Source organism: Nonomuraea sp. NPDC050786 (assembly GCF_040654115.1).
GTDB lineage: Bacteria > Actinomycetota > Actinomycetes > Streptosporangiales > Streptosporangiaceae > Nonomuraea.
In genome coordinates, this window is sequence record NZ_JBFAHJ010000040.1 from 26,020 (window position 1) to 47,491 (window position 21,472).

Genomic DNA, 21,472 nt, shown 5'->3' on the forward strand with positions numbered 1-21,472 from the left:
AGCCCGTCACGGCAGGGCCGCGTCCGCGCGCCTGAGAGCGGCCACCAGGGTCCGGATGGTGGCGGGCTCGTCCATGACCCCACCCCCGGCCTCCCGCTGCTCCTCCCAAGCTCTCACGCGCTCCTGGTACGCGTCGTACCGGGCGAGGTGGAAGGCGTAGACGGTGGCGAACCGGCTTACCAGGTGCGAAGGGTGCATGTCCCATCCCTGGTAGAAGCCGTGCCGCAGGGAGTGCCTGACCAGTTCGGCATGGCGCCGCCACAGCGCGTGCACGTCCGCCGCGAGGTCGGAGGCGGGCGAGGCGGCCAGTGATCCGTCCGACAGCTCCACCCCCGTGCCCGCGAACGCGGTCTGCATCACGTGCCGGGCATGGTCGCACGCGGGATGGTCGAGCCGCTGCTCGTGCGGCGGCAGCCCGATCGCGGCGGTGTAGTCGAACACGCCGAAATGCGCCGCGGCCAGCCGCCCGCCGAGCGACTCCGCCAGGTCGCCGCGCAGGAAGTGCAGCGTCTGCGGCGCCTCCACCTGCATCTCGAACCGCAGCCGTACGTCCAGCTCCGCCTCGAGCCGCTCCAGCACCTCCGCGAACTGGCCGAGGTACGGCTCCATCAGGACCTTGGGAAAGGTGACCGTGAACCCCGGCGGCAGCTCGCCGGCCCGCTCGGCCACTCCCGTGACGAGCAGGCCGAGCGTGCGCACCGAGCGCGCCGGGTCACCGTCGGCGAACGACTTGACCCGCGGCCCCCACCGCCGCGGCAGCGCTCCCGCCGCGTGCATCGCGGCCACCGCCTCGACGGCCTGCGCCACGTGCTCGTCCTCCACCGGGTCGGGGCGGACGCCGTACCCGTCCTCGAAGTCGATCCGCAGGTCCTCGACGGGCTCGGACGAGAGCTTCCGCACCAGCTTGGCGTGCACGGAGCTGCCCAGCCCGGAGGGCACCCCGAAGACCTCCGCCAGCGAGCCCGGATCGGCCAGATGCGCCTTGACCAGGGACAGCGCCTGCTCGCCCCACTCGGAGACGGTACGGGCGGAGATGCGGTCGGCCGGGACGTAGACGGTGTGGACCGGCTGCCAGCCCGCGTCGGCGGACGGATAGCGGGCCCGCTGGACCCGGTAGGTCTCCTCGAACCCCTCAGGGACGGCACGCACGGAGCATTGCCTCCAGGCCGACGAGCTTGACGCGTTCGCCCCGGCCCAGGGACCTGGCCAGCTCGGCCTCGGCGGCCTCGATCACCAGCCACTCCTCGTACGTCACCGGACGCACCCCGCGAGCGGCCAGCAGCTCGTCGATGGAGCCCCGGCTCACCGGCACGCGGCCCGCGAGGTCGGCCAGGAGCGTGCGGACCGTCTCCGCCGCGTCGGACTTGTTGGTGCCGATCACCCCGGTGGGGCCGCGTTTGAGCCAGCCTGCCACGTATTCGCGGTCACGCACCCGCCCGGCGTCGTTCGGCACGGTCATGGTCTTCTCGGAGAACGGCACCCCGGGCAGCGGCACGCTCTGGTAGCCGACCGAGCGCAGCACCATGCCGACCGGCAGCGTCTCGAACTCGCCCGTGCCCACGACGCGCCCGTCCTCCGACAGGCGGGTGCGTTCGAGCCTGAGCCCCTCCACCCGTTCGGTGCCGAGGATCTCCACGGGCCGCAGCCAGAAGCGCACGTCGAGGCGGCGCGGGCGGCCCACCGGCTCGCGGGCGGCCCAGGACTGCAGGACCTTGATGTTGCCCTGGACCTGGCGCGGGAAGTCGGCGCCCAGGACGACGGCCTCCTCAGGGCGGACGCAGACATCGGCGTTGGCCAGCTCGCCCAGCTCGCGCAGCTCCTTGAGGGTGAACTTGGCGTGCTCGGGGCCGCGGCGGCCGATCATGTGGATGGCCTTGACCTGGCTCTCCTCGAGCCGCTCCAGCACGTCGTGCGGCACGTCCGTGGAACGCAGCTCCTCGTGGGTCTTGGCGAGGACGCGTACGACGTCCACGGCCACGTTGCCGACGCCGATCACCGCCACCTCGGAACTGTCCAGCGTGAACCGCCCCGGATCGACGTCGGGGTGCCCGCAGTACCAGTTGACGAAGTCCGTGGCCGCCACGCTGCCCGGCAGGTCCTCGCCGGGGATGCCGAGCTTCCTGTCGACCATCGCGCCCGTGCAGTAGACCACCGCGTCGTAGGTGCTCAGCAGGTCCTCGACGGACACGTGCTCGCCCAGCGTGACGCCGCCGAGGAAGCGGACCTGAGGGAGCTCGAGCACCTTCCGCAGGTAGTTGGCGATCGACTTGATCGACGTGTGGTCGGGCGCGACGCCGTATCTGACCAGCCCGTACGGGGTCGGCAGGCGTTCGAGGACGTCGACCTCGACGGGCTCCGCCGACTGCTTCACCAGAGCCTCGGCCGTGTAGATCCCGGCGGGGCCCGACCCGATGACCGCCACGTGCAACGCCACGCTGCCTCCTAAGACTCGGTTACACGTGTCCCACCCGATGTAACCGGCCGGTGTGATCGATGTATCCCCGGTCGCCGGTCCGGATGAACCCGTCCCCGGCGCGTACCGCATGATCGCTGCTGCCAACGTAGCCGCTCAGCATCGTCACGGAGCGGAGGAACACCCACCTTGTTCCTCGACCGGCAGCCCGCATCCCGGATGTGTCGACCAACAGGCGCAGCATGACGGCTCCCGGGGCATATGGCGCTAATTCGACACTACTCCGCTCAGGCCGCCCCGCAGAGACCTCAGCTCTCCCGCAAAAGCGCCTCGGCCGACGTGCGGAGGGTCAGCTTGTCGATCTTCCCGTTGGCGTTCGTCGGAAGGGAGTCCACGACGACCACCCGCTTGGGCACCTTGTAGTTCGACATGTTCGCCCGAGCCCAGGCGAGCAGGGCCTCGGGATCGGCGGAGACCCCCGGGCGCGGCACGACGTACGCCAGTCCCGACTCGCCGCTGCCCGCGTCCGGCACGCCCACGACGGCCGCCTGCGCCAGAGACCCCTCCCTGAGCAGCAGCGACTCCACCTCGGCCGGTGAGACGTTGAACCCGTTGACGATGTAGAGCTCCTTCTTGCGGTCCACGATGGCGAGGTTCCCGTACGGGTCCAGCACCCCGATGTCCCCCGTGTGCAACCACCCGTCCCGGTCGACGACCTCGGCGGTCCTGGCGGGCTCGCCCCAGTAGCCCCGCATCACCCCGTAGCCCCGCTGCAGGATCTCCCCCCGCTCCCCGGCGGCGACCTCCTTCCCGTCGTCGTCCACGATCCTGACCTCGATCCCCGGCACGGGCCGCCCCGTGGTGCCCGCGATCACGTCGATCGGGTCCCCGGCCCTGGTCATGGAGACGACCGTGCCCTCCATCAGCCCGTACGCGTTGATCATCCGCTCCAGCCCCACCCGCTCCACCAGTCGCGTGATGAGAGTGGACGGCACGGCGGCGGCCCCGCAGATGGCCACGCGCAGCGACGACACGTCCCAGGAGCCGCGCTCCAGCTCGTCCAGGATCCGGTGGAAGAGTGTCGGCGGCCCGGCCAGGACGGTGATCCGCTCGGCCGAGATCAGCGACATCAGCGCGTCGGGCGTGAAGATGGGGATGGGCACCATCGTGGCCCGGCGCAGCACACAGGCGATGAGCCCGGCGTTCAGCCCGAAGCCGTGACTGAAGGGGGCGATGATCGGATAGCGGTCCCGGTCGTCCAGGGTGACGATCTCGGACCAGTCCCAGTAGCCGCGCAGGACCTGCGCGTGGTCGAGCATGACCCCCTTGGGCACGCCGGTGGTGCCCGACGTGGACATGATCTCGCACAGGTCGTCCGGGCGGATGGCGAGCGCCCGTTCCTCCGCCTCCCCGGCGGAGACCCGCGCGGCGTGAGCGCGTGGATCGGACGCGTGGCGCAGGCCGGGGATCGGCGGCAGCAGGTCGGCGAGCGGGGCCGCCGACGGCCCCGCGCCGGTGATCAGCACCTTCGCGCCGGTCTTCTCGATCATCTGGGCGGCCTCGATGCCCTTGTAGCGGGACGAGAGCGGGACGATCACCGCGCCCGCGTCCCAGATGCCGAACGCGTGCCGCACCCAGTGCGCCGAGTTGACTCCCCATAACGCCACCCGGTCGCCGGGAGCGACGCCGAGCGCGATGAGGCCGCGGGCGATCTTGGCGGCCGCGGCCCTCAGGTCGGACAGTGTCATCCGCGTGCCGCCGTCGGCGACCACGGTGGCGTCGGGATGGTCGGCTGCCTGCTCGCGCAGCATGCGGGGGAGCGTTCCCCAGTCCGGCATCGGTGCCATCGGTTGCCCCTAGGTGATGAGAGCGCGGTCCCTTCCGAGGTGGTGGCCGCGCAGGTCGTTCACCGTGCCCGCTGTGGGGGTCTCGGAGGCGTCCTGGGCGATCTCCACGTTGATCGAGACGGGGGTCAGCGCGTGGACGGCCTGCTGGATCCTCGACTTCCACATGGGGTTGCGGACCAGGCTCGCCCGGCTGAACGTGACCGTGAGCGTCGCCGTGTCCAGCGTTCCCAGCCTGCTGATCGCGAGGTCCCAGCCGGCCACCCCGTCGATCTTCGACAGCGCCTTCTCGATGCGCGGCAGCGCCAGCCACACGCCTCTGACCAGCACGTGGTCGCCCACGGTGTGGGCGGGCGCGGGGATGCCGGCGCCGCCGAGCCGGCTGACCAGGCCGGTCCTGAGCACGGCGTCGCCGGGCGGCGGCGTGACGATCAGCTCGGCGAGTTCGGCGGCGGGATCAGGGGCGTCGTCCTTGGTCAGCGACGCCACCCGCAGGACGCCGTCCGCGAGAGGCGTGAGCGGGTCCTCCTCCGAGGCCCGCCACGCCAGGGCGCCGCCGGTGAACGGGCTGGCGAACACCTCCGTCACCCTCGACTCGAACTCGCCCGCCAGATGGCCCATCGTCCGCGTGGAGGCGATCTCGCCGGTCAGGATGATGTTCCGGAGCCCGAGGTCCAGCGGGTCCAGGAGGAACTCCAGGTGCAGCCGGGCCAGGAAGTCCATCGCGCCCGTGGGCGTGATGACCAGGGTGGTCGCCTTCAGCGCGGTCAGCGCGTGGTGCAGGCGCATCCGGCCGCGCGGGCCCACGTCCGCGGCGGCGCCTGCCACGTCCGCGGCCGCGGCCGCCCAGAGCGCCCCCGCGGGCTCGGCGAGGGCCACCACGACGCGGTCGCGCTCGCCCACGCCCGCCTCGCGCAGGGCCTGCGCGGTGAGGCTGTGGTCCTGAGGCTCCAGCCGGACGGCGCTCGACACGTCGGGGGAGACGAGCAGGAGCCCCGTGGCGGCGTGCGCGGCGGCCCCGAGATCGTCACGGGTCAGCCAGAGGGTCATCAGACCACCACTTCCGTCATGAACAGGGTCATGGAGTCGCACACCCGGTCATGGGCCAGGCCGCCGACCTGCGCCTGGATGATGAGGTCCGTCGCGCCCGCCTCGGCGATCCTGGCCACGGCCTTGCGCGAGCCCTCCACGTCGTCCACCACCACCATCAGGTTCTCGCGCAGCGTGGCCATGGACTCCTCGGGCGGCAGCCCGGCCGCCAGCTGCCCCAGCACCCGGTGTGTGGCGTGGCGGGCGTCGTAGTAGTCGGGCGGGGTGACCAGGTTGACCTGGCGGCGGATGTACCACAGGACGGCGTCGGCGGCTGTGGCGGTCGCCTCGTCGCGGGTCGGGGCGACGTACCAGGGAATCATCAGCGCGACGCGCCGGCTCGCCGGGTCGAAGCCATGCTCAGCCAGACATTCCCGATATTTCGCGATATCGGAGGCCACGTCGTCGATGCCCTTGAGCATCGTCATGCCGAGCAGGTTGTACCCGTGCCTGGCCGCCGCCAGGTACCCCTCCAAAGAGGTGGACGCCACCCACACCGGGGGGTGCGGCCGCTGGACCGGGCGCGGGTAGACGGCCACGTCGGGGATCTCGAAGAACTCGTTCGAGCGGCTGACCGGCTCGCCGTCGGCCTGCCAGATGGCCAGCGTCGCCTCCAGCGAGTCCTCCCAGATCTGCCGCGACTTCTCGAACGGCCGCTGGAACGCCTGGTACTCCAGCGGGGAGGCGCCCCGCCCCGTCCCGAACTCGACCCGCCCGCCGCTCAGCACGTCCAGCGTGGCCACGCGCTCGGCTGTGCGGATGGGCGACTGGAACGGCAGCAGCACCACGCCCAGCCCCAGGTGGATGCGCTCCGTGCGCTGTGAGATGGCGGCCAGGACCAGGTCAGGCGCGGAGGAGTGGGAGAAGCCTCGGGTGAAGTGGTGCTCCACGAACCAGGCGGTGTCGAAGCCCAGCCGGTCGCCCAGCGCGACCTGCTCGACCACGTTCCTGAACGCCTGCTGCTCCACTTCGCGGGTGCGGCCGCGGACCTCCAACTCATACCCCAGGCTGATCCGTAGGGACGTCATCGCGCCTCCGGCGAAGTAGTGAACCAAGCGCTCGCTTGGTAGAGCGTATCAGCAGCGAACACTTGCGGGAAGGGCGCGGACCCGATCAGAGTGGATGCCTGTGAAGCGAAAGCACGCGCTGCGGCGGCCGAAGGACGGATTGACTTTCGACGCCGACGACGACTTCTCGCTCACCAGCGCCCGCAGGTATGAGGCGTTCGGCCGGGTGATGGCCGCGCTCGCCACCGAGGCCGACTTCATCGAGTCGTGCCGCGATCTGACCTGGTGGCGCGGGTCCGACCACAGCTGGCACATCGAGTGGCGCGACGGCCCGTACGCGTCCGAGGTCGCCGCCCTGCTCGCCGAGCAGGTGCGCGACCCGGAGCACGACGGTCCCCTCGTCACCGAGGCCGGCCCGGGCAACGGCGGGTCGGCCGTGCTCGACGTGATGGGGGTGCGGTTCGAGCTGCGGGCGATCGACCCGATGGGCCGGGCCACCGTACGGGCGCGCCCCGGGCTCTGGCGCCTGGCCGAGGCGCTCGACACCACGCGCCGCACCAACACCCGCCACCCGTGGGAGGAACTCCTCGGCGGCTAGCCTCCCCGCCCTCGCGAGCCGCCGGCGCCGCCGTTTCTCCTCCCGCGGCGGAGACAGTTGCTAGCCCAAAGCCCGGGCCGCCAGGCGGGCGCGGTGGGCCTGCGGCGGCCCGAACAGCTGCGCGTCCGAGGTCGCCCGCTTGAGGTAGCGGTGCGCGGAATGCTCCCAGGTGATGCCGATCCCGCCGTGAACCTGGATGTTCTCGCCCGCCGCGGCCAGATACGCCTCCGTGCAGTACGAGCCGGCGATCGCCGCGAACGCCTCGTCGCGGGCCGCCGCCCCGGCCGCCGACCGGGCCGACTCCACCAGCAGGAGCAGGTCGGCGAGCTTGTGCTTGACCGCCTGGAACGACCCGATCGGCCGCCCGAACTGCCGCCGCCGCTTCGCGTGCTCGACCGCCGCCTCCAGGCACCGCTGCGCCCCGCCCACCTGCTCGGCGGCCAGCGCCGCGATCCCGAGATCGCGCACGCGGGCCCACGACGCGCCGTCGCCGAGCCGCCGTACCGGGGTGTCCTGGAAGGCGAGCTCCTGCAGCGGCCGGCTCTCGTCCACGGTCCGGTACGTCCTGCGCCGCGCCGGCACGGCCTGCACCAGCAGCCCGTCCACGTAGAGCAGCACCAGCTCGCCTGCCATCGCGTACGGGACGACGCCCGTGAGCAGGCCGGACTCGAGCCGGAGAGCCCCGTCGCCCGGCAGCACCACGGTGGCCGTCACCGAGCCGTCGGCCAGGGCCGGGAGAAGCTGGAACGCCTCGCACGACTTCAGCGCCTCGACCGCCATCACCGCCGTCTGCAGGAACGGATGCGGCGACAGCACCCGGCCCAGCTCCTCGGCCACCGCGGCCATTTCGGCCGGACCGCATCCCGCCCCGCCGTGCTCCTCGGGCACGAGCAGCCCCGCGATCCCCACGTCGCGCGCGAACGTCCGCCACGGCGCGTCCGGCCGGTCGGCGAGGTAGTCGCGGACGACGGCGCCGAGCTCATCGGGGAGTGCCATGAGGGCCATATTAACCAAGCGATTGCTTGATTTGGCATTGGGATGACCGAAATTTGCCTTTTCTGTACGGTCACATAATCTGGCGAAGGTGAACCCGAGGAGCGGCCAGGGGTACAGCCGACCAGGGAACTCTCAGATGAACGACACCAGCATCGACTATGCCGACCTCGCCGAGTACGACCGGCGGCAGCGCTGCATCGAACGCCATCTCCTGACAGCCTTCCTAGGAGGACTCGCTGTCGGGCTCGTCGGCATGTTCCTCACCGGCCAGGGTCCCCGATGGATCGGCCAGATCTATGACCCGTACCTCTATTTCGCCCTGTCGCTGGCCGTGGGGGCGACGGCGTCCGGGTTCGGCTGGGCGCTGCTGACGACGTTCCTGGCGGCCGCCTCCACGCTGGTCGCCACCATGGGCGCGGGCGCACTCAGCGGCGACCTGGCCTTCGACGTCATCGGCGGCAGCGCCGCGGGGCTCAACTGGACGCTCGTGCTGCTCGTCGGCCTGGGCCTGCTGGCGTACGCCAGCCGCAGGCATGACGCCTGGGGCGACCTCGCGGCGGGCGCGGTCGGCGTCGCGCTGATCGCGGACGTGATGGACCGGGCGACCCCGGGGTTCATCGACAGCGACCGGTCGTTCTGGCCCGGCCCCGCGGTGGTGGTCGGGCTGCTCTCCGTCGCGCTGGTGTTCCTGCTGCGCTGCAAGGCGCGGGGCCGGGGGCGCGCGCTGGCGCTGGCGGCGGTGTTCGCCGGGGTGCTCGCGGCCTGCCTGGCCGCCGTCCTGTCCGGCTGGATTCCCCTGACTGTCTGAGCGCGGCGGATAAGCCCGAGCGCTGTGCCGCTCCGAGTCGATAGCCTGTAATCCTTCACATCCAGGTTCGAGCAAGGAGTAGCCGTGTTGCTGCGCATGTCGTCGTTGTTTCTTCGCACCCTGCGGGACGACCCGGCAGACGCGGAAGTGCCGAGCCACAAGCTCCTGGTCCGCGCCGGCTACGTCCGCCGCGTGGCGCCCGGCATCTACTCCTGGCTGCCCCTCGGCAAGCTGGTGCTGGAGAACGTCACCAGGATCGTCCGCGAGGAGATGAACCGGATGGGCGGCCAGGAAGTGCTCTTCCCCGCCCTGCTGCCCCGCGAATACTACGAGGCCACCGGCCGCTGGACCGAGTACGGCGACAACATCTTCCGGCTCCAGGACCGCAAGGGCGCCGACTACCTCCTCGGTCCCACCCACGAGGAGCTCTTCACCGACATGGTCAAGGGCGAATACTCCTCGTACAAGGACTATCCGGTCACCCTCTACCAGATCCAGACCAAATACCGCGACGAAGCCCGGCCGCGGGCGGGGATCCTGCGCGGGCGCGAGTTCCTCATGAAGGACTCCTACTCGTTCGACCTCGACGACGACGGGCTCAAGCGCTCCTACGAGCAGCACCGCGACGCGTACATCCGCACCTTCGACCGGCTCGGCATCAACTACAAGATCGTGTTCGCCCAGTCGGGGGCGATGGGCGGGTCGGCGTCGGAGGAGTTCCTGGCGCCCACGCCCACGGGCGAGGACGCGTTCGTGGCCTGCCACGTGTGCGGCTACGCGGCCAACGCCGAGGCCGTCGTCACGCCCGCGCCCGCTGCCCGCTCCTTCGACGACGCGGCGCCGCTGCAGGTCCTCGACACGCCCGACACGCCGACCATCGAGACGCTGGTGTCGTACGTCAACGAGCACCACGGCCTGTCCGTCACCGCCGCCGACACGCTCAAGAACGTCGTCGTCAAGGTCTCCACGCCGGGCTCCGACAAGGTCGAGACCCTGGTCATCGGCGTGCCCGGCGACCGCGAGGTCGACTTCAAGCGCCTGGAGGCCGCGCTGTCGCCCGGCGAGCCCGCCATCTTCGAGGCCGCCGACTTCGCCAAGCACCCCGGCCTCGTACGCGGCTACATCGGGCCGCAGGTCCTGCGCTCGCTCGGCATCCGCTACCTCGTCGACCCGCGGGTCGTCACCGGCACCTCCTGGGTGACCGGGGCCAACGAGCCCGGCAAGCACGCCGCCAACGTGGTGGCGGGGCGCGACTTCACCCCCGACGGCACGATCGAGGCCGCCGAGGTGCGCGCCGGCGACCCCTGCCCCCGCTGCGGCTCCGAGCTCTCCATCGACCGTGGCATCGAGATCGGCCACATCTTCCAGCTCGGCCGCAAGTACGCCGACGCCGCCGGCCTCGACGCCCTGGGCCCCGACGGCAAGCCGATCCGGATCACGATGGGCTCCTACGGCATCGGCGTCTCCCGCGCCGTGGCAGTCATCGCCGAGCAGGCCCACGACTCGCTCGGGCTGGTGTGGCCGCGCGAGGTGGCGCCCGCCGACGTGCACATCGTCGGGACCGGCAAGGAGAACCAGGTGGAGGCCGCCCTGGAGCTGGGCGCCGCGCTGGAGTCACGCGGGCTGCGGGTCCTGGTGGACGACCGGCCGTCGGTCTCGCCCGGGGTGAAGTTCAAGGACGCGGAGCTGCTGGGGGTGCCCACGATCGTGGTGGTCGGACGCGGGCTGTCGCAGGGAGTCGTGGAGCTCCGGGATCGGGTTTCCGGGGAGAAGTCGGAGATCCCCCTCGCCGAGGCCGCCGACCGCATCCTGGCCGCCATCGGCTGACACACCGCCCACGGGCCCGGTCGGCGTACTCGATGCCGACCGGGCCCTGTCGTGCTGTGCGTCGGGCCGTGTCGTGCTCCGTACGGGCCGTGTTGTGCTCTGCGCCGTCGGTGGTGGGCCGCCGTGCGATGGCGCCGGGCTCCACCGCACCACGTCCCGCCGACGCGGCGCACTTGAGACGGCGCCACGCGCTGCCGCGCCGTCGCGTGGCGCCGTCGCGTGGCGCCGTCGCGTGGCGCCGTGGGTGGAGCCGTGGGTGGAGCCGTGGTGTGGAGCCGTGGTGTGGAGCCGTGGTGTGGAGCCGTGGCGTGGCGCCGTCGCGTTGTGTGGTGTCGCGCTGCCGTGTCGCATGGCGCGCCGATTCATACCGCGCCGCCGAGTCGTGCTACGCCGCAACGTCGAACAACGCCACCGCCCGCGTGGACGAGGGACGGCCCTGTTTGCTCGTGCCGACCGTCCACAGCAGGGACCCGACCAGGCTGCGGCCGGCATACGCGATCCTGCGCAACCCCGTCGCCCGTCCGAGCCGGCCACCCAGCTCGGCACGAGCGCACCCCAGGTCTCCCGGCACCTGCGCAGACCTAGGGAGGCGCAGCTCGTGCACACGCACAGGCGCGGCTCGGTGGTCCACCACGAGCGGGACGCCTCCGCCGTCGAGCGCCTCGGCCCCGCCCTGCTCTCCGTCCTCTACCGGTGAAGAACCCGCTGGGGCGGCCTATCCGCCGCTGGTCGTCGCCGAGGGGGAGGGAGCCGTCGGCGGGAATGCCGCCGGCGGCATGCCGGGGAAGGCCGCGGGCTGGGCCGGGCGGAAGGCGTACGAGCGGGTCACGGCCTCCTGCATGGCCAGCGCGGCATAGCGCCGCAGCGTGACGTCCTGCGCGGCGGCCAGCTCGAGGTAGGCGGCCGTGATGCCGCTCTCCAGGTGCACCGCCAGCTTGACGGCCAGCGACTGGTCGGCGGGGAAGAACGGCAGCGCGTAGGAGGCGTCGGGCTCGGCCGGCCGGCCGCCCCGCGCCGTGATGAACGTGCGCAGCTGGTCGCGGCGCGCCCGGTGGGCGTCGAAGGCCGCGCTCACCCTGGCCCGCAGCGACCCCGACGTGCGCGCGCCCAGCAGCCCGTACGCGAACAGGACCGCGTGCTCGGCCGCCAGCGCCTTGCGTAGTTTCTCGATGTCGTCGGCGCTCACAGGGACCTCGGCAGGGCGACGGCGTGGGCGGCCTCGCAGGCCCCGATGCTGGCGATCAGCTGCGCCACGCCGGGCGAGACGCCGGCGAGCTGCCGGACCCGCAGGGCGGCGGCCTTGCGTTCGAGATCGCGCAGCCCCGAGAGCGACGGCTTGGGGGTGGCGGAGGCCGTGGCCGAGGCGGTGGCGGGCGGTGGCGAGGAGGCGACGGTGACGTATTTGCGCAGCTCGTTCACATGGGCCTGGTGGCGGTCCCGGAACGGGACCAGCTTCTGCGCCCCGCCCGCGATCAGCGACGAGTAGAGCGCGATCGTCCGCTCCTTCTCCGCGATCAGGCCTTTCAGCAGGACGGTCTCCGGCGAGTCGGGGGCCTTCGCGGACGGCTGGGGCGGGCCGGACGCGCTGCAGGCGGTGAGAGCGGCCGCTCCGCCCGCCAGCAAGACTCGCCGGGAGAGGTGACGCGGGCGCACGGCGCTAGGACCTCCAGTGACAGTGGCGCAGACCGACGAGAGAGCCGCTCATGGACCGCCGTCCCGTTGCCGCGCACGCATGCCGCGGCGGCAGGCCGTCCGACGGCTTTCTCATCGGTAGCATCGTACGGGCTGGTGCCCGGGATCGCTGTCAGGCGACGCTCCGCCATTCGACCACGACGAGTGGCGCTCTTTCCGTGCCCTCATACAGATAGGGTGTCAACTGTCGTCGCTGGCTGGGCAGCCGGACGGCGGGAGCCAGAGGCGAGGTCCGCCCGGCTGAGACATGACAATAGGGGAGGTCGATATGGGCAGCGCATCACCCCGCGACCACCTGATAAAGCTCCTTGAGCCCGTGGTCAGCGCGGAGGGCCTCGACCTGGAGGACATCACGGTCACCCAGGCGGGCAAGAGGCGGTTGCTGCGCGTGATCGTCGATCGCGACGGCGGCGTGAGCCTCGACGACGTGGCCGAGGTGAGCCAGGCGGTCTCCACGGCCCTGGACGGCGACGACTCGATGGGCCAGTCGGCTTACACGCTGGAGGTCTCCTCTCCGGGCGTCGACCGCCCGCTGACCGAGCCGCGCCACTGGCGCCGGGCGGCCAGACGGCTGGTGAAGGCGGAGACGAAAGACGGCGCCGTGGTGGAGGGCCGCATCGTGGCCGCGGACGAGACCGGTGTCGACATCGATGTCGCGGGCAGCGTACGCAGGCTTGATTACGAGGACCTGACCCGGGGACGGGTACAGGTGGAGTTCCGCCGCATCGACGACGTCGACGGCGACGAAGGCTAGGGGGGAGCCGTCGTGGACATCGACATGAGCGTCCTGCGCAGCCTGGAGCGGGAAAAGGACATCTCCTTCGACCTGGTCGTCAAGGCGATCGAGGACGCGCTGCTGATCGCCTACTTCCGCACCGAGGGCGCCGCCGCCAAGGCGCGCGCCGAGCTCGACAGGAGCAGCGGACACGTCACGATCTGGGCGGCCGAGCTCGACGAGGACGGCGAGGTCGCCAGGGAGTTCGACGACACGCCCAGCAACTTCAGCAGGATCGCCGCCACCACCGCCAAGCAGGTCATCCTGCAGCAGCTGCGCGACGCCGAGGACGAGATCAACTTCGGTGAGTTCGCCAGCCGCGAGGGCGAGCTGGTCTCCGGCGTCATCCAGCAGGGCAAGGACCCGCGCGTGGTGCTGGTCGACCTCGGCAAGATCGAGGCGGTGCTGCCGCACGCCGAGCAGGTCCCGGGCGAGGACTACGTGCACGGCGAGCGCATCCGCGCCTACGTCGTCCAGGTGAAGAAGGGCCACAAGGGCCCCTCGGTCACCCTCTCGCGCACGCACCCCGGGCTGGTGAAGAAGCTGTTCGCGCTGGAGGTGCCCGAGATCGCCGACGGCACCGTGGAGATCGCGGCGGTGGCGCGCGAGGCGGGCCACCGTACGAAGATCGCGGTCAGGTCGCGCAAGCCGGGCGTCAACGCCAAGGGCGCCTGCATCGGGCCGATGGGCTCCCGCGTGCGCAACGTGATGACCGAGTTGCACGGCGAGAAGATCGACATCATCGACTGGTCCGAGGACCCGGGCGAATTCGTGGGGAATGCGCTGTCGCCGGCCCGTGTTTCCCATGTCGAGGTGCTCGATCTCGAGGGACGCGTCGCGCGGGTGACCGTGCCCGACTACCAGCTCTCGCTGGCCATCGGGAAAGAGGGGCAGAACGCCCGGCTTGCCGCGAGACTCACTGGATGGCGGATCGACATCCGGCCCGACACACAGGCCGAAGATGCCGCCGGTTCCGTAGATGCGTCAACACGGTAAGCTGGAATATGGTGGCCAAGCGGTCCCACAGCGCACCTGTGTGGGCTGCAGGGTTCGCACGGCTAAGTCCGAGCTGCTCCGCCTGGTTCGGGTTGAGGATCATGTGGTCCCTGACCTGCGAGGACGGCTTCCTGGCCGCGGTGCATCGCTGCATCCGTCCGTGAGCTGTCTGGAGCTTGCCGAGCGGCGCCGAGCGTTCCCGCGCGCTTTTCGCGTGCCGGGGCCGCTTGACGTCTCGCGTGTGCGAGCGCACCTGGAGGGAGACACCGAAATGTCATGTAGGACGCCGAGTTGATGGGCGGAGTCAGATTGCTATGAGCGCCTGATGAGCACGCGGCGATGAAGACGTCAAGGTAGCGACGGTCCGGACGGCATAGCCAGCCTCCCGGGCCGAGTAAGGGAGTGCAGTGGCGAAGGTCCGGGTATACGAGCTCGCTAAGGAGTTCGGCGTAGAGAGCAAGGTCGTCATGGCCAAGCTCCAAGAGATGGGAGAGTTCGTCCGTTCGGCGTCCTCGACCATCGAGGCGCCGGTGGTCCGCAGGCTCACCGAAGCTCTGGGCGCATCGAAGGGTGGGCCCTCCAGGGGCGGCGGACAGCCGTCCAACAAGCCGCAGCCGCCGAAGGCTGCTCCCCGGCCGGCGGAAGGCCAGGCCGGTAACGGCGCCACGCAGGCGCCGGTCCCCTCAGCCCCGCGTCCGGGTCCGGGTCCCAAGCCCGGCCCGCGTCCCGGCCCCGCGGGCGGCGGTCAGCCGCGCCCGCCGGTGCCCATGCCGCACCAGCCTCAGCAGCAGCCGGAGGCCGCTCGCGGTGAGACGTCCGGGGCTCCGCAAGCACGATTCGAGAGTGGCGCGCCCGCGCGCCCGACTCCGGCTCCGGGTCCGCGTCCCGGCCCCGGCGGCGCCCGTCCCGGCCCCAGGCCGGGTCCCGCGCCCCGTCCCGGGCCCTCGGGCGGCGGCGACCGCGCCGACCGTGGTGACCGTGGCGACCGGCAGGCGCCGCGTCCGGGCGCGCCCACCGGTGGTGGCCCGCGTCCCGGCCCGGGTCCCAAGCCCGGCCCGCGCGGTCCGCGTCCCGGTAACAACCCGTTCTCCTCGACCGCCAGCGGCATGGGCCAGTCCCGTCCGCCGCGTTCGGGTGGCCAGCGTGACGGAGGCGGCCCCGGCCAGCGCGAGCGTCGCGACGGCCCGCCGCGTGACCGTGACGGCGCGATCCCGCGTCCGCCGCAGGGCCGTAGCGGCACCGGCGACGCCGGTCCCAGGCCCGGTCCGCGTCCCGGCCCGCCCGGTGCCGGTGGTCCGCGTCCTGGTCCCGGTGCGGGCGGTCCCCGTCCCGGCGGTCCGCGTCCCAACCCGATGATGATGCCGCAGGGTCGTCCTGCCGGTCCCGGCGGCGGTGGCCGTCCGGGTGGCGGTGGCGGCGGTGGCGGTCGTCCCGGCGGTGGCGGCGGTGGCCGTCCCGGTGGCGGTGGCGGTCGTCCCGGCGGCGGTGGCGGCGGCTTCGCCGGCCGTCCGGGTGGCGGCGGCACCGGTCAGCGCACCGGCACCGGTGGTCCCGGTGGCGGCGGCGGTGGCTTCGGCGGCCGTCCCGGCCCCGGCGGTCGTGGCCGTGGTGGCGGCACCGCGGGTGCCTTCGGGCGTCCCGGCGGCCGTCCGGCTCGCGGGCGCAAGTCGAAGCGGCAGAGGCGCCAGGAGTTCGACAACATGTCGGCGCCGGCGATCGGCGGCGTGCAGGTCGCTCGTGGCAACGGCGCGACGATCCGCCTTCCGCGCGGCGCGTCGCTGTCCGACTTCGCCGACCGCATCGGCGCGAACCCGGCCTCGCTGGTGCAGATCATGCTGCACCTCGGCGAGATGGTGACCGCGACGCAGTCGGTGAGCGAGGACACGCTGCAGATCCTCGGCACCGAGCTGGACTACAACATCCAGGTCGTCAGCCCGGAGGAGGAGGACCGCGAGCTTCTCGAGGCCTTCGACATCGAGTTCGGCGAGGACGAGGGCGACGAGGCCGACCTGGCCGCGCGTCCGCCGGTCGTGACCGTCATGGGTCACGTCGACCACGGTAAGACCAAGCTGCTCGACGCCATCCGCAAGACCAACGTGGTGGCGCGCGAGGCGGGTGGCATCACCCAGCACATCGGCGCTTACCAGGTCGCCACCGAGCACGAGGGCGAAGACCGGAAGATCACCTTCATCGACACCCCGGGTCACGAGGCGTTCACCGCCATGCGTGCCCGAGGCGCCAAGTCCACCGACATCGCGGTGCTGGTGGTCGCGGCCGACGACGGTGTGAAGCCGCAGACGATCGAGGCTCTCAACCACGCCCAGGCGGCCGACGTGCCGATCGTGGTCGCGGTCAACAAGGTCGACAAGGAGGGCGCCGACCCCAACAAGGTCCGTGCCCAGCTCACCGAGTACGGCCTGGTGGCCGAGGAGTACGGTGGCTCGACGCTGTTCGTCGACATCTCGGCGAAGAACGGCACGGGCATCGACAACCTCCTCGAGGCCATCCTGCTGACCGCGGACGCCGAGCTCGACCTGCGGGCCAACCCGACGATGGACGCCCAGGGCATCGCGATCGAGGCGCACCTCGACAAGGGCCGCGGCCCTGTCGCGACCGTCCTGGTCCAGCGCGGCACGCTCCGCGTCGGCGACTCGATCGTGTGTGGCGAGGCCTTCGGCCGCGTCCGCGCGATGCTCGACGACAACGGCGACGCGGTCGAGGAGGCCACGCCGTCCCGTCCGGTCCTGGTGATGGGTCTGACGGCCGTGCCGAGCGCCGGTGACAACTTCATCGTGGTCACCGACGACCGGATGGCCCGGCAGATCGCCCAGCAGCGCGCGGCGCGCAAGCGCAGCGCCGACATGGCGAAGTCGAGCCGTCGCCGCACCCTCGAAGAGCTCTTCAGCGACCTCGAGAAGGGCCGCGTCGACGAGCTCAAGCTCATCATCAAGGGTGACGTGTCCGGTTCGGTGGAGGCCCTGGAAGACGCCCTGCTCAAGATCGACGTCGGCGACGAGGTCAGGCTCCGTGTCCTGCACCGCGCGGTCGGCGCGATCACCGAGTACGACGTCAACCTGGCCGTCGCCGACGACAACGCGGTCATCATCGGCTTCAACGTCCGCCCCGAGCCCCGGGCGCGCGACCTGGCCGAGCGCGAGGGCGTCGACATCCGCTACTACTCGGTCATCTACCAGGCGATCGAGGAGATCGAAGCGGCGCTCAAGGGCATGCTCAAGCCCGAGTTCGAAGAGGTCCAGATGGGCACCGCCGAAGTCCGCGAGGTCTTCAAGGTGCCGAAGATCGGCAACGTCGCCGGTTCGCTGGTCCGCTCCGGCGTGATCGTCCGCAACAGCAAGGCCAGGCTGATCCGCGATGGCGTCGTCATCGCCGACAACCTGACCGTCTCGTCCCTGCGTCGCTTCAAGGATGACGCGACCGAGGTCCGCGAGGGCTTCGAGTGCGGCATCGGTGTCGGATACAACGACATCCGGATCGACGACGTGATCGAGACGTTCGAGATGCGGGAGAAGCCGCGCGTGTGACGCGCGGCCGGGCGCCCGGCGGGACATCCGCCGGGCGCTTCTCGCACGCCCTGGCCTGGTCCCCACCGCAGCAGGCCGGTCGTGCGTTCACACCAGGTCAAGCGGTGGTTGCCAACGATGTATGTGGGTGCTCTGACCCTGGACATCCTGCTCGGCGACGTCAGGTCGCTGAAGCAGAAGCGCTCTGTCGTACGGCCGCTGATCGCCGAGCTGCAGCGCCGTTACCCCAGCATCGCGGTGGCTGAGACCGGCCATCTCGACCTGCACCGCAGGGCCGAGGTCGGCATCGCCGTGGTCTCCGCCTCCGCGGGAAACTGCAAGGAGGTGCTGGACGCCTGCGAGCGGATGGTGGCCTTCCGCCCTGAGATCGAGCTGCTGTCCGCCAGGCACCGGCTCTACAACGACGAAGATTGAACGACTGCACGGCCACGTCGTGCGTGAGGGGGAGCGAACATGGTGGATGCCGCACGAGCGCGCAAGCTCGCCGACCGCATCCAGCAGATCGTCGCCGAGATGCTGGAACGCCGGATCAAGGACCCGCGCCTGGGCTTCGTCACCGTGACCGACGCCCGCGTCACGCCCGACCTGCGCGAGGCCACGGTGTTCTACACGGTGTTCGGCTCCGACGCCGAGCGGGCCGACAGCGCGGCCGCCCTCGAGAGCGCCAAGGGGATCATCCGCTCCGAGGTGGGCCGCCAGACCGGTGTCCGCTTCGCCCCGACGCTGACGTTCAAGCACGACCCGCTGCCCGACAGCGCGCGCCACCTCGACGACCTGATCCTCGCCGCCAGGGCGCGGGACGCCGAGGTCGCGCGCCAGGCGGAGGGCGCTGCCTACGCCGGTGAGGCCGACCCCTACAGGAAGCCCGACGAGGGTGAGGACGACGAGGAGTGACGCCCGACGTACGCGACAGGGCCGGCCGTCCGTCCCGCGCGAACTCCCTGACAGGCACCGCGGTCCCTGAGGCTGCCTGGGACCGTGCGGTGCGGCTGATCGGCCAGGCCGAGGAGATCGCGCTCGCCTGCCATGTCACACCGGACGGCGACGCGCTCGGCTCGATGCTGGCCGTCGGGTTCGCGCTGCGGTCGATGGGCAAGCGGGTCGTGGCGTCGTTCGGCGACCATCACTTCGTGGTGCCGCGCCTGCTGCGGTTCCTGCCGGGGCAGGAGATGCTGGTGCCGCCGGAGGACTATCCCGCCGCTCCCTCGCTGATGATCACCTTCGACGCCTCGACGTTCGAGCGCCTGGGGCTGCTGCGTGACAACACAGCCAGGGCACGCGAGGTCATCGTCATGGACCACCACCCCTCCAACGAGGGCTTCGGCACGCTCAGCCTCATCGACTCCACGGCGGCCGCCACCGCCATGCTGGCCGAGCAGCTCATCTACCGGCTCCGCGGGCGGCTCGACCGCGACATCGCCACCTGCCTGTACGCGGGGCTGGTGACCGACACGGGGTCGTTCAGGCACTCCTCGACCACGCCGGCCGTGCACCAGATGGCGGCCAGGCTCGTCGCGACCGGGCTGCGGACCGACGAGATCGCCCGCGAGCTGTGGGACCGCTCGCCGTTCGGTTACCTGAAGGTGCTGGCCGCCGCGCTGGACCGGGCGGTGCTGGAGGACGGCCTGGTGTGGACCTACGTGACGCGGGTCGACCGGGCCGCGCAGGGGCTGCCGTACGCGGAGCTGGAAGGCATCATCGACATCGTGCGGCGTACCGACGAGGCCGAGGTCGCGGTCGTGCTCAAGGAGGACGACCACGGCCACTGGCAGGTGTCGACCCGGTCCAAGGGCAGGGCCGACGTGGGAGCCGTGTGCGCGGCGCTGGGCGGCGGCGGTCATCACAACGCGGCCGGATACACCTCGTACGACAGTGTGGAGAAGACGATGGCCGCGTTCCGGCGCGAGCTGGGGAAGGTCTGATGGCCGAGAGCGGATTGATCATCGTCGACAAGCCGGGCGAGTGGACGTCCCACGACGTGGTGGCCAAGATGCGGCGCATCGCGGGCACCCGCCGGGTGGGGCACGCGGGCACGCTCGACCCGATGGCGACGGGCGTGCTCGTCGTCGGCGTGGAGAAGGCCACCCGGCTGCTTGGGCACCTGACGCTGACCGAGAAGGTGTACGAGGCCACGATCCGGCTCGGCGTCAGCACCAACACCGACGACGCCGAGGGCGAGGCCACCGCCACGGCATCGGCCTCGGGGGTGACGGCCGCCGAGATCCACAAGGGCGTCGCCGCGCTGACGGGCGAGATCATGCAGATCCCGCCGCAGGTGAGCGCGATCAAGGTGAACGGGCAGCGCGCCTACAAGAAGGCACGCGCCGGTGAGGAGGTCGAGCTGTCGGCCCGGCCCGTCACCGTGCGGACGTTCGAGGTGCTCGACATCCGGGCCCACGATGACGTCGTGGACGTGGACGCGGTCGTGACCTGCTCCAGCGGCACCTACATCCGCGCGCTGGCCCGCGACCTGGGGGCGGCGCTCGGGGTCGGGGGACATCTGACACGGCTGCGGCGCACCCGCGTCGGGCCTTACGACCTGTCGCTGGCCAGGACCATCGAGCAGCTCGCCGAGGAGTGCGTGATCCTGCCCATCGGCGAGGCGGTGGCGGCGGCGTTCCCGCGCCGCGATGTGACGGCCGAGGAGGCCAGGGTCATCGGGCATGGCGGGCGGCTGGGCGCCGCCGGGCTCGGGAAGGGGCCGATCGGCGTGTTCGGGCCCGAGGGCGAGCTGCTGGCGCTGGTGGAGGAGCAGGGCCGGGTGGCCAAGCCGGTCGCCGTCTTCGTCCCCTAGGCGGGTTTGCGGGCGACGATGATGTCGCGGACGATCGCCTGGTCCACCCAGTGCTCGAAGTCGGGGTAGTCCATCACCTCGAGCCCCGCCCCGGTGAGGATCTGGGCCAGCTCGGACCTCTTGCCCCCGTAGGTGTTCCAGGAGATGCCCATGGCGCCTCCTGGACGCAGCAGCTCGGCCCAGACCGGCACGGCCTGCCTCAGCAGCTCCAGAGGGCTCCGCGACAGCCCGCTGCCGCCCTTGCTGCCGTGCTGGACGCCGTAGGGGGTGTCGGTCACCAGGACGTCGAACGAGCGCGGCTTGAAGAAGTCCCTGCTCTTGAGCGTGCCGGCGTTCACCATGGCCAGGTGCTGGACGTCACCGGTCTTGAAGGCCTCCTTCGACAGCCCGAAGGTCACGTTCAGCCGCCGTCCCACCAGGGCCCGCTCGCGCCGGACCGGCACGGTCTCGGCGGTGTGCTTGAGCCGCTTGTTACGCAGCCAGGTCTTGATGAACCCGGTGTAGGCCTCGAAGTCCTTGCCGTCGACGTCGAGCCCGTAGGCGTCGTAGCCGTACATGAGGGCCTGGTTGAGCGTCGTGCCGCGCCCGCAGAGCGGGTCGAACACCGCCAGCCGCTCGCCGAGGCCCTTCTCGCCGGCCAGCGCGGTGACGTTGAGGAGCAGCTTGGTGAAGTGCTCGTTGGTCTTTCCCGCGTACTTCTGGATGGTGATCAGGTCGCTGCTCAGCCGGTCGAGCGAGCTCATCGTGAGGGGGCGGAGCAGCTCCCCTTCGATGCCAAAAATCGCGTAAACAGCGGAAAGGTTGGACAAAAGCGATATATCCGACGCGCTCAGGTCCGCTGATGTCTCGAACGTCACATACGGCACACCGCCGATGGTGGTCTCCTCGCTCTCCACCACCTTGCCGCCCAGCCCGCGCGCGTCGAACACGGCCAGCTCGTTCCGGGTCAACCGGACGGAGCTCTCCCCGTAGACCCGGTTGAATGCAGGCAGGATCAGAAGCGCGTAACGAGGCATGATGCCCGATCCTATCTCCATCAATTGGAAGGAATACTGACGCGCGTGGCAGGCTTGTGTCGGATTGATCCGCCA

20 protein-coding genes are annotated in these 21,472 nt (G+C 71.3%); 11 read left to right on the forward strand and 9 right to left on the reverse strand.

Features of this window, described 5'->3' with window-relative positions; genetic code table 11:
* Positions 1-6 precede the first annotated feature (6 nt).
* From AB0H84_RS46470 to AB0H84_RS46490, 5 genes are all read right to left on the reverse strand, one after another.
* Positions 7-1,149, reverse strand: a complete 1,143-nt coding sequence (locus AB0H84_RS46470) for an aldolase (RefSeq protein ID WP_357619590.1) — start codon at positions 1,147-1,149, stop codon at positions 7-9.
* Positions 1,133-2,434, reverse strand: a complete 1,302-nt coding sequence (locus AB0H84_RS46475) for an FAD-dependent oxidoreductase (protein ID WP_357619592.1) — start codon at positions 2,432-2,434, stop codon at positions 1,133-1,135. The genes AB0H84_RS46470 and AB0H84_RS46475 overlap by 17 nt, the downstream gene beginning before the upstream one ends.
* A gap of 287 nt (positions 2,435-2,721) precedes the next feature.
* Complete coding sequence (locus tag AB0H84_RS46480; RefSeq protein ID WP_357619594.1) at positions 2,722-4,260, reverse strand: AMP-binding protein; 1,539 nt, start codon at positions 4,258-4,260, stop codon at positions 2,722-2,724.
* 9 nt (positions 4,261-4,269) lie between these two features.
* Entirely contained in the window at positions 4,270-5,307 is a 1,038-nt protein-coding gene (locus AB0H84_RS46485; protein ID WP_357619596.1) for a hypothetical protein, read from the reverse strand.
* Positions 5,307-6,374 (reverse strand): LLM class flavin-dependent oxidoreductase, encoded by a 1,068-nt coding sequence (locus AB0H84_RS46490; RefSeq protein ID WP_357619598.1) that lies wholly within the window; start codon positions 6,372-6,374, stop codon positions 5,307-5,309. Before AB0H84_RS46490 ends, AB0H84_RS46485 begins: the two co-directional genes overlap by 1 nt.
* A 94-nt stretch (positions 6,375-6,468) precedes the next feature.
* Between AB0H84_RS46490 and AB0H84_RS46495 the strand changes: the two genes are divergently transcribed.
* Positions 6,469-6,951 carry a hypothetical protein gene (locus AB0H84_RS46495; RefSeq protein WP_357619600.1) on the forward strand — a complete coding sequence of 161 codons (483 nt, stop codon included), beginning with the start codon at positions 6,469-6,471 and terminating at the stop codon, positions 6,949-6,951.
* A 60-nt stretch (positions 6,952-7,011) separates the two neighbouring features.
* Here the strand turns inward: AB0H84_RS46495 and AB0H84_RS46500 are convergent, their stop codons facing one another.
* Positions 7,012-7,947 (reverse strand): acyl-CoA dehydrogenase family protein, encoded by a 936-nt coding sequence (locus AB0H84_RS46500; protein ID WP_357619602.1) that lies wholly within the window; start codon positions 7,945-7,947, stop codon positions 7,012-7,014.
* Positions 7,948-8,083: 136 nt separating this feature from the next.
* Between AB0H84_RS46500 and AB0H84_RS46505 the strand changes: the two genes are divergently transcribed.
* Together AB0H84_RS46505 and AB0H84_RS46510 are read left to right on the forward strand one after the other, a co-directional pair.
* Entirely contained in the window at positions 8,084-8,755 is a 672-nt protein-coding gene (locus AB0H84_RS46505) for a hypothetical protein (protein WP_357619604.1), read from the forward strand.
* An 84-nt stretch (positions 8,756-8,839) separates the two neighbouring features.
* Positions 8,840-10,582 carry a proline--tRNA ligase gene (locus AB0H84_RS46510; protein WP_357619606.1) on the forward strand — a complete coding sequence of 581 codons (1,743 nt, stop codon included), beginning with the start codon at positions 8,840-8,842 and terminating at the stop codon, positions 10,580-10,582.
* Between the two features lie 715 nt (positions 10,583-11,297).
* Here AB0H84_RS46510 and AB0H84_RS46515 read toward each other — a convergent pair.
* A complete protein-coding gene (locus AB0H84_RS46515; protein WP_357619608.1) occupies positions 11,298-11,768 on the reverse strand; it encodes a ferritin-like domain-containing protein in 471 nt (156 codons plus the stop codon).
* Positions 11,765-12,235 carry a hypothetical protein gene (locus tag AB0H84_RS46520; RefSeq protein WP_357619610.1) on the reverse strand — a complete coding sequence of 157 codons (471 nt, stop codon included), beginning with the start codon at positions 12,233-12,235 and terminating at the stop codon, positions 11,765-11,767. Before AB0H84_RS46520 ends, AB0H84_RS46515 begins: the two co-directional genes overlap by 4 nt.
* 307 nt (positions 12,236-12,542) lie before the next feature.
* Between AB0H84_RS46520 and rimP the strand changes: the two genes are divergently transcribed.
* The 8 genes from rimP (at position 12,543) to truB (ending at position 20,381) form a co-directional block, all read left to right on the forward strand.
* Positions 12,543-13,028, forward strand: coding sequence for a ribosome maturation factor RimP (rimP, locus tag AB0H84_RS46525; protein ID WP_357619612.1), 486 nt, complete (start codon positions 12,543-12,545; stop codon positions 13,026-13,028).
* Positions 13,029-13,040: 12 nt separating this feature from the next.
* Positions 13,041-14,045, forward strand: a complete 1,005-nt coding sequence (gene nusA, locus AB0H84_RS46530; RefSeq protein ID WP_357619614.1) for a transcription termination factor NusA — start codon at positions 13,041-13,043, stop codon at positions 14,043-14,045.
* Entirely contained in the window at positions 14,029-14,340 is a 312-nt protein-coding gene (locus AB0H84_RS46535; protein WP_357619616.1) for a YlxR family protein, read from the forward strand. Before nusA ends, AB0H84_RS46535 begins: the two co-directional genes overlap by 17 nt.
* 112 nt (positions 14,341-14,452) lie before the next feature.
* Positions 14,453-17,587: a translation initiation factor IF-2 gene (gene infB / locus AB0H84_RS46540; RefSeq protein WP_357619618.1), complete on the forward strand. Its 3,135-nt coding sequence runs from the start codon at positions 14,453-14,455 to the stop codon at positions 17,585-17,587.
* A gap of 117 nt (positions 17,588-17,704) precedes the next feature.
* Positions 17,705-18,001, forward strand: a complete 297-nt coding sequence (locus AB0H84_RS46545) for a DUF503 domain-containing protein (RefSeq protein WP_357619620.1) — start codon at positions 17,705-17,707, stop codon at positions 17,999-18,001.
* 39 nt (positions 18,002-18,040) lie between these two features.
* Positions 18,041-18,481: a 30S ribosome-binding factor RbfA gene (rbfA, locus tag AB0H84_RS46550; protein ID WP_357619622.1), complete on the forward strand. Its 441-nt coding sequence runs from the start codon at positions 18,041-18,043 to the stop codon at positions 18,479-18,481.
* Complete coding sequence (locus tag AB0H84_RS46555) at positions 18,478-19,509, forward strand: bifunctional oligoribonuclease/PAP phosphatase NrnA (RefSeq protein ID WP_357619624.1); 1,032 nt, start codon at positions 18,478-18,480, stop codon at positions 19,507-19,509. Before rbfA ends, AB0H84_RS46555 begins: the two co-directional genes overlap by 4 nt.
* The gene (gene truB, locus AB0H84_RS46560; protein ID WP_357619626.1) at positions 19,509-20,381 is read left to right on the forward strand and encodes a tRNA pseudouridine(55) synthase TruB; all 873 of its coding nucleotides are present in this window, start codon (positions 19,509-19,511) and stop codon (positions 20,379-20,381) included. Before AB0H84_RS46555 ends, truB begins: the two co-directional genes overlap by 1 nt.
* Here the strand turns inward: truB and AB0H84_RS46565 are convergent.
* Positions 20,378-21,397 carry an SAM-dependent methyltransferase gene (locus AB0H84_RS46565; protein ID WP_357619627.1) on the reverse strand — a complete coding sequence of 340 codons (1,020 nt, stop codon included), beginning with the start codon at positions 21,395-21,397 and terminating at the stop codon, positions 20,378-20,380. The genes truB and AB0H84_RS46565 overlap by 4 nt on opposite strands.
* Positions 21,398-21,472: the final 75 nt, after the last annotated feature.

Coding starts and splice junctions, on each gene's coding strand:
- AB0H84_RS46565 (WP_357619627.1), bottom strand. CDS start 21,397: ATGCCTCGTTACGCGCTTCTGATCCTGCCTGCATTCAACCGGGTCTAC.
- rbfA (WP_357619622.1), top strand. CDS start 18,041: ATGGTGGATGCCGCACGAGCGCGCAAGCTCGCCGACCGCATCCAGCAG.
- AB0H84_RS46545 (WP_357619620.1), top strand. CDS start 17,705: ATGTATGTGGGTGCTCTGACCCTGGACATCCTGCTCGGCGACGTCAGG.
- AB0H84_RS46485 (WP_357619596.1), bottom strand. CDS start 5,307: ATGACCCTCTGGCTGACCCGTGACGATCTCGGGGCCGCCGCGCACGCC.
- AB0H84_RS46490 (WP_357619598.1), bottom strand. CDS start 6,374: ATGACGTCCCTACGGATCAGCCTGGGGTATGAGTTGGAGGTCCGCGGC.
- AB0H84_RS46500 (WP_357619602.1), bottom strand. CDS start 7,947: ATGGCACTCCCCGATGAGCTCGGCGCCGTCGTCCGCGACTACCTCGCC.
- AB0H84_RS46535 (WP_357619616.1), top strand. CDS start 14,029: ATGCGTCAACACGGTAAGCTGGAATATGGTGGCCAAGCGGTCCCACAG.
- AB0H84_RS46505 (WP_357619604.1), top strand. CDS start 8,084: ATGAACGACACCAGCATCGACTATGCCGACCTCGCCGAGTACGACCGG.
- truB (WP_357619626.1), top strand. CDS start 19,509: ATGGCCGAGAGCGGATTGATCATCGTCGACAAGCCGGGCGAGTGGACG.
- AB0H84_RS46480 (WP_357619594.1), bottom strand. CDS start 4,260: ATGGCACCGATGCCGGACTGGGGAACGCTCCCCCGCATGCTGCGCGAG.
- AB0H84_RS46495 (WP_357619600.1), top strand. CDS start 6,469: ATGCCTGTGAAGCGAAAGCACGCGCTGCGGCGGCCGAAGGACGGATTG.
- rimP (WP_357619612.1), top strand. CDS start 12,543: ATGGGCAGCGCATCACCCCGCGACCACCTGATAAAGCTCCTTGAGCCC.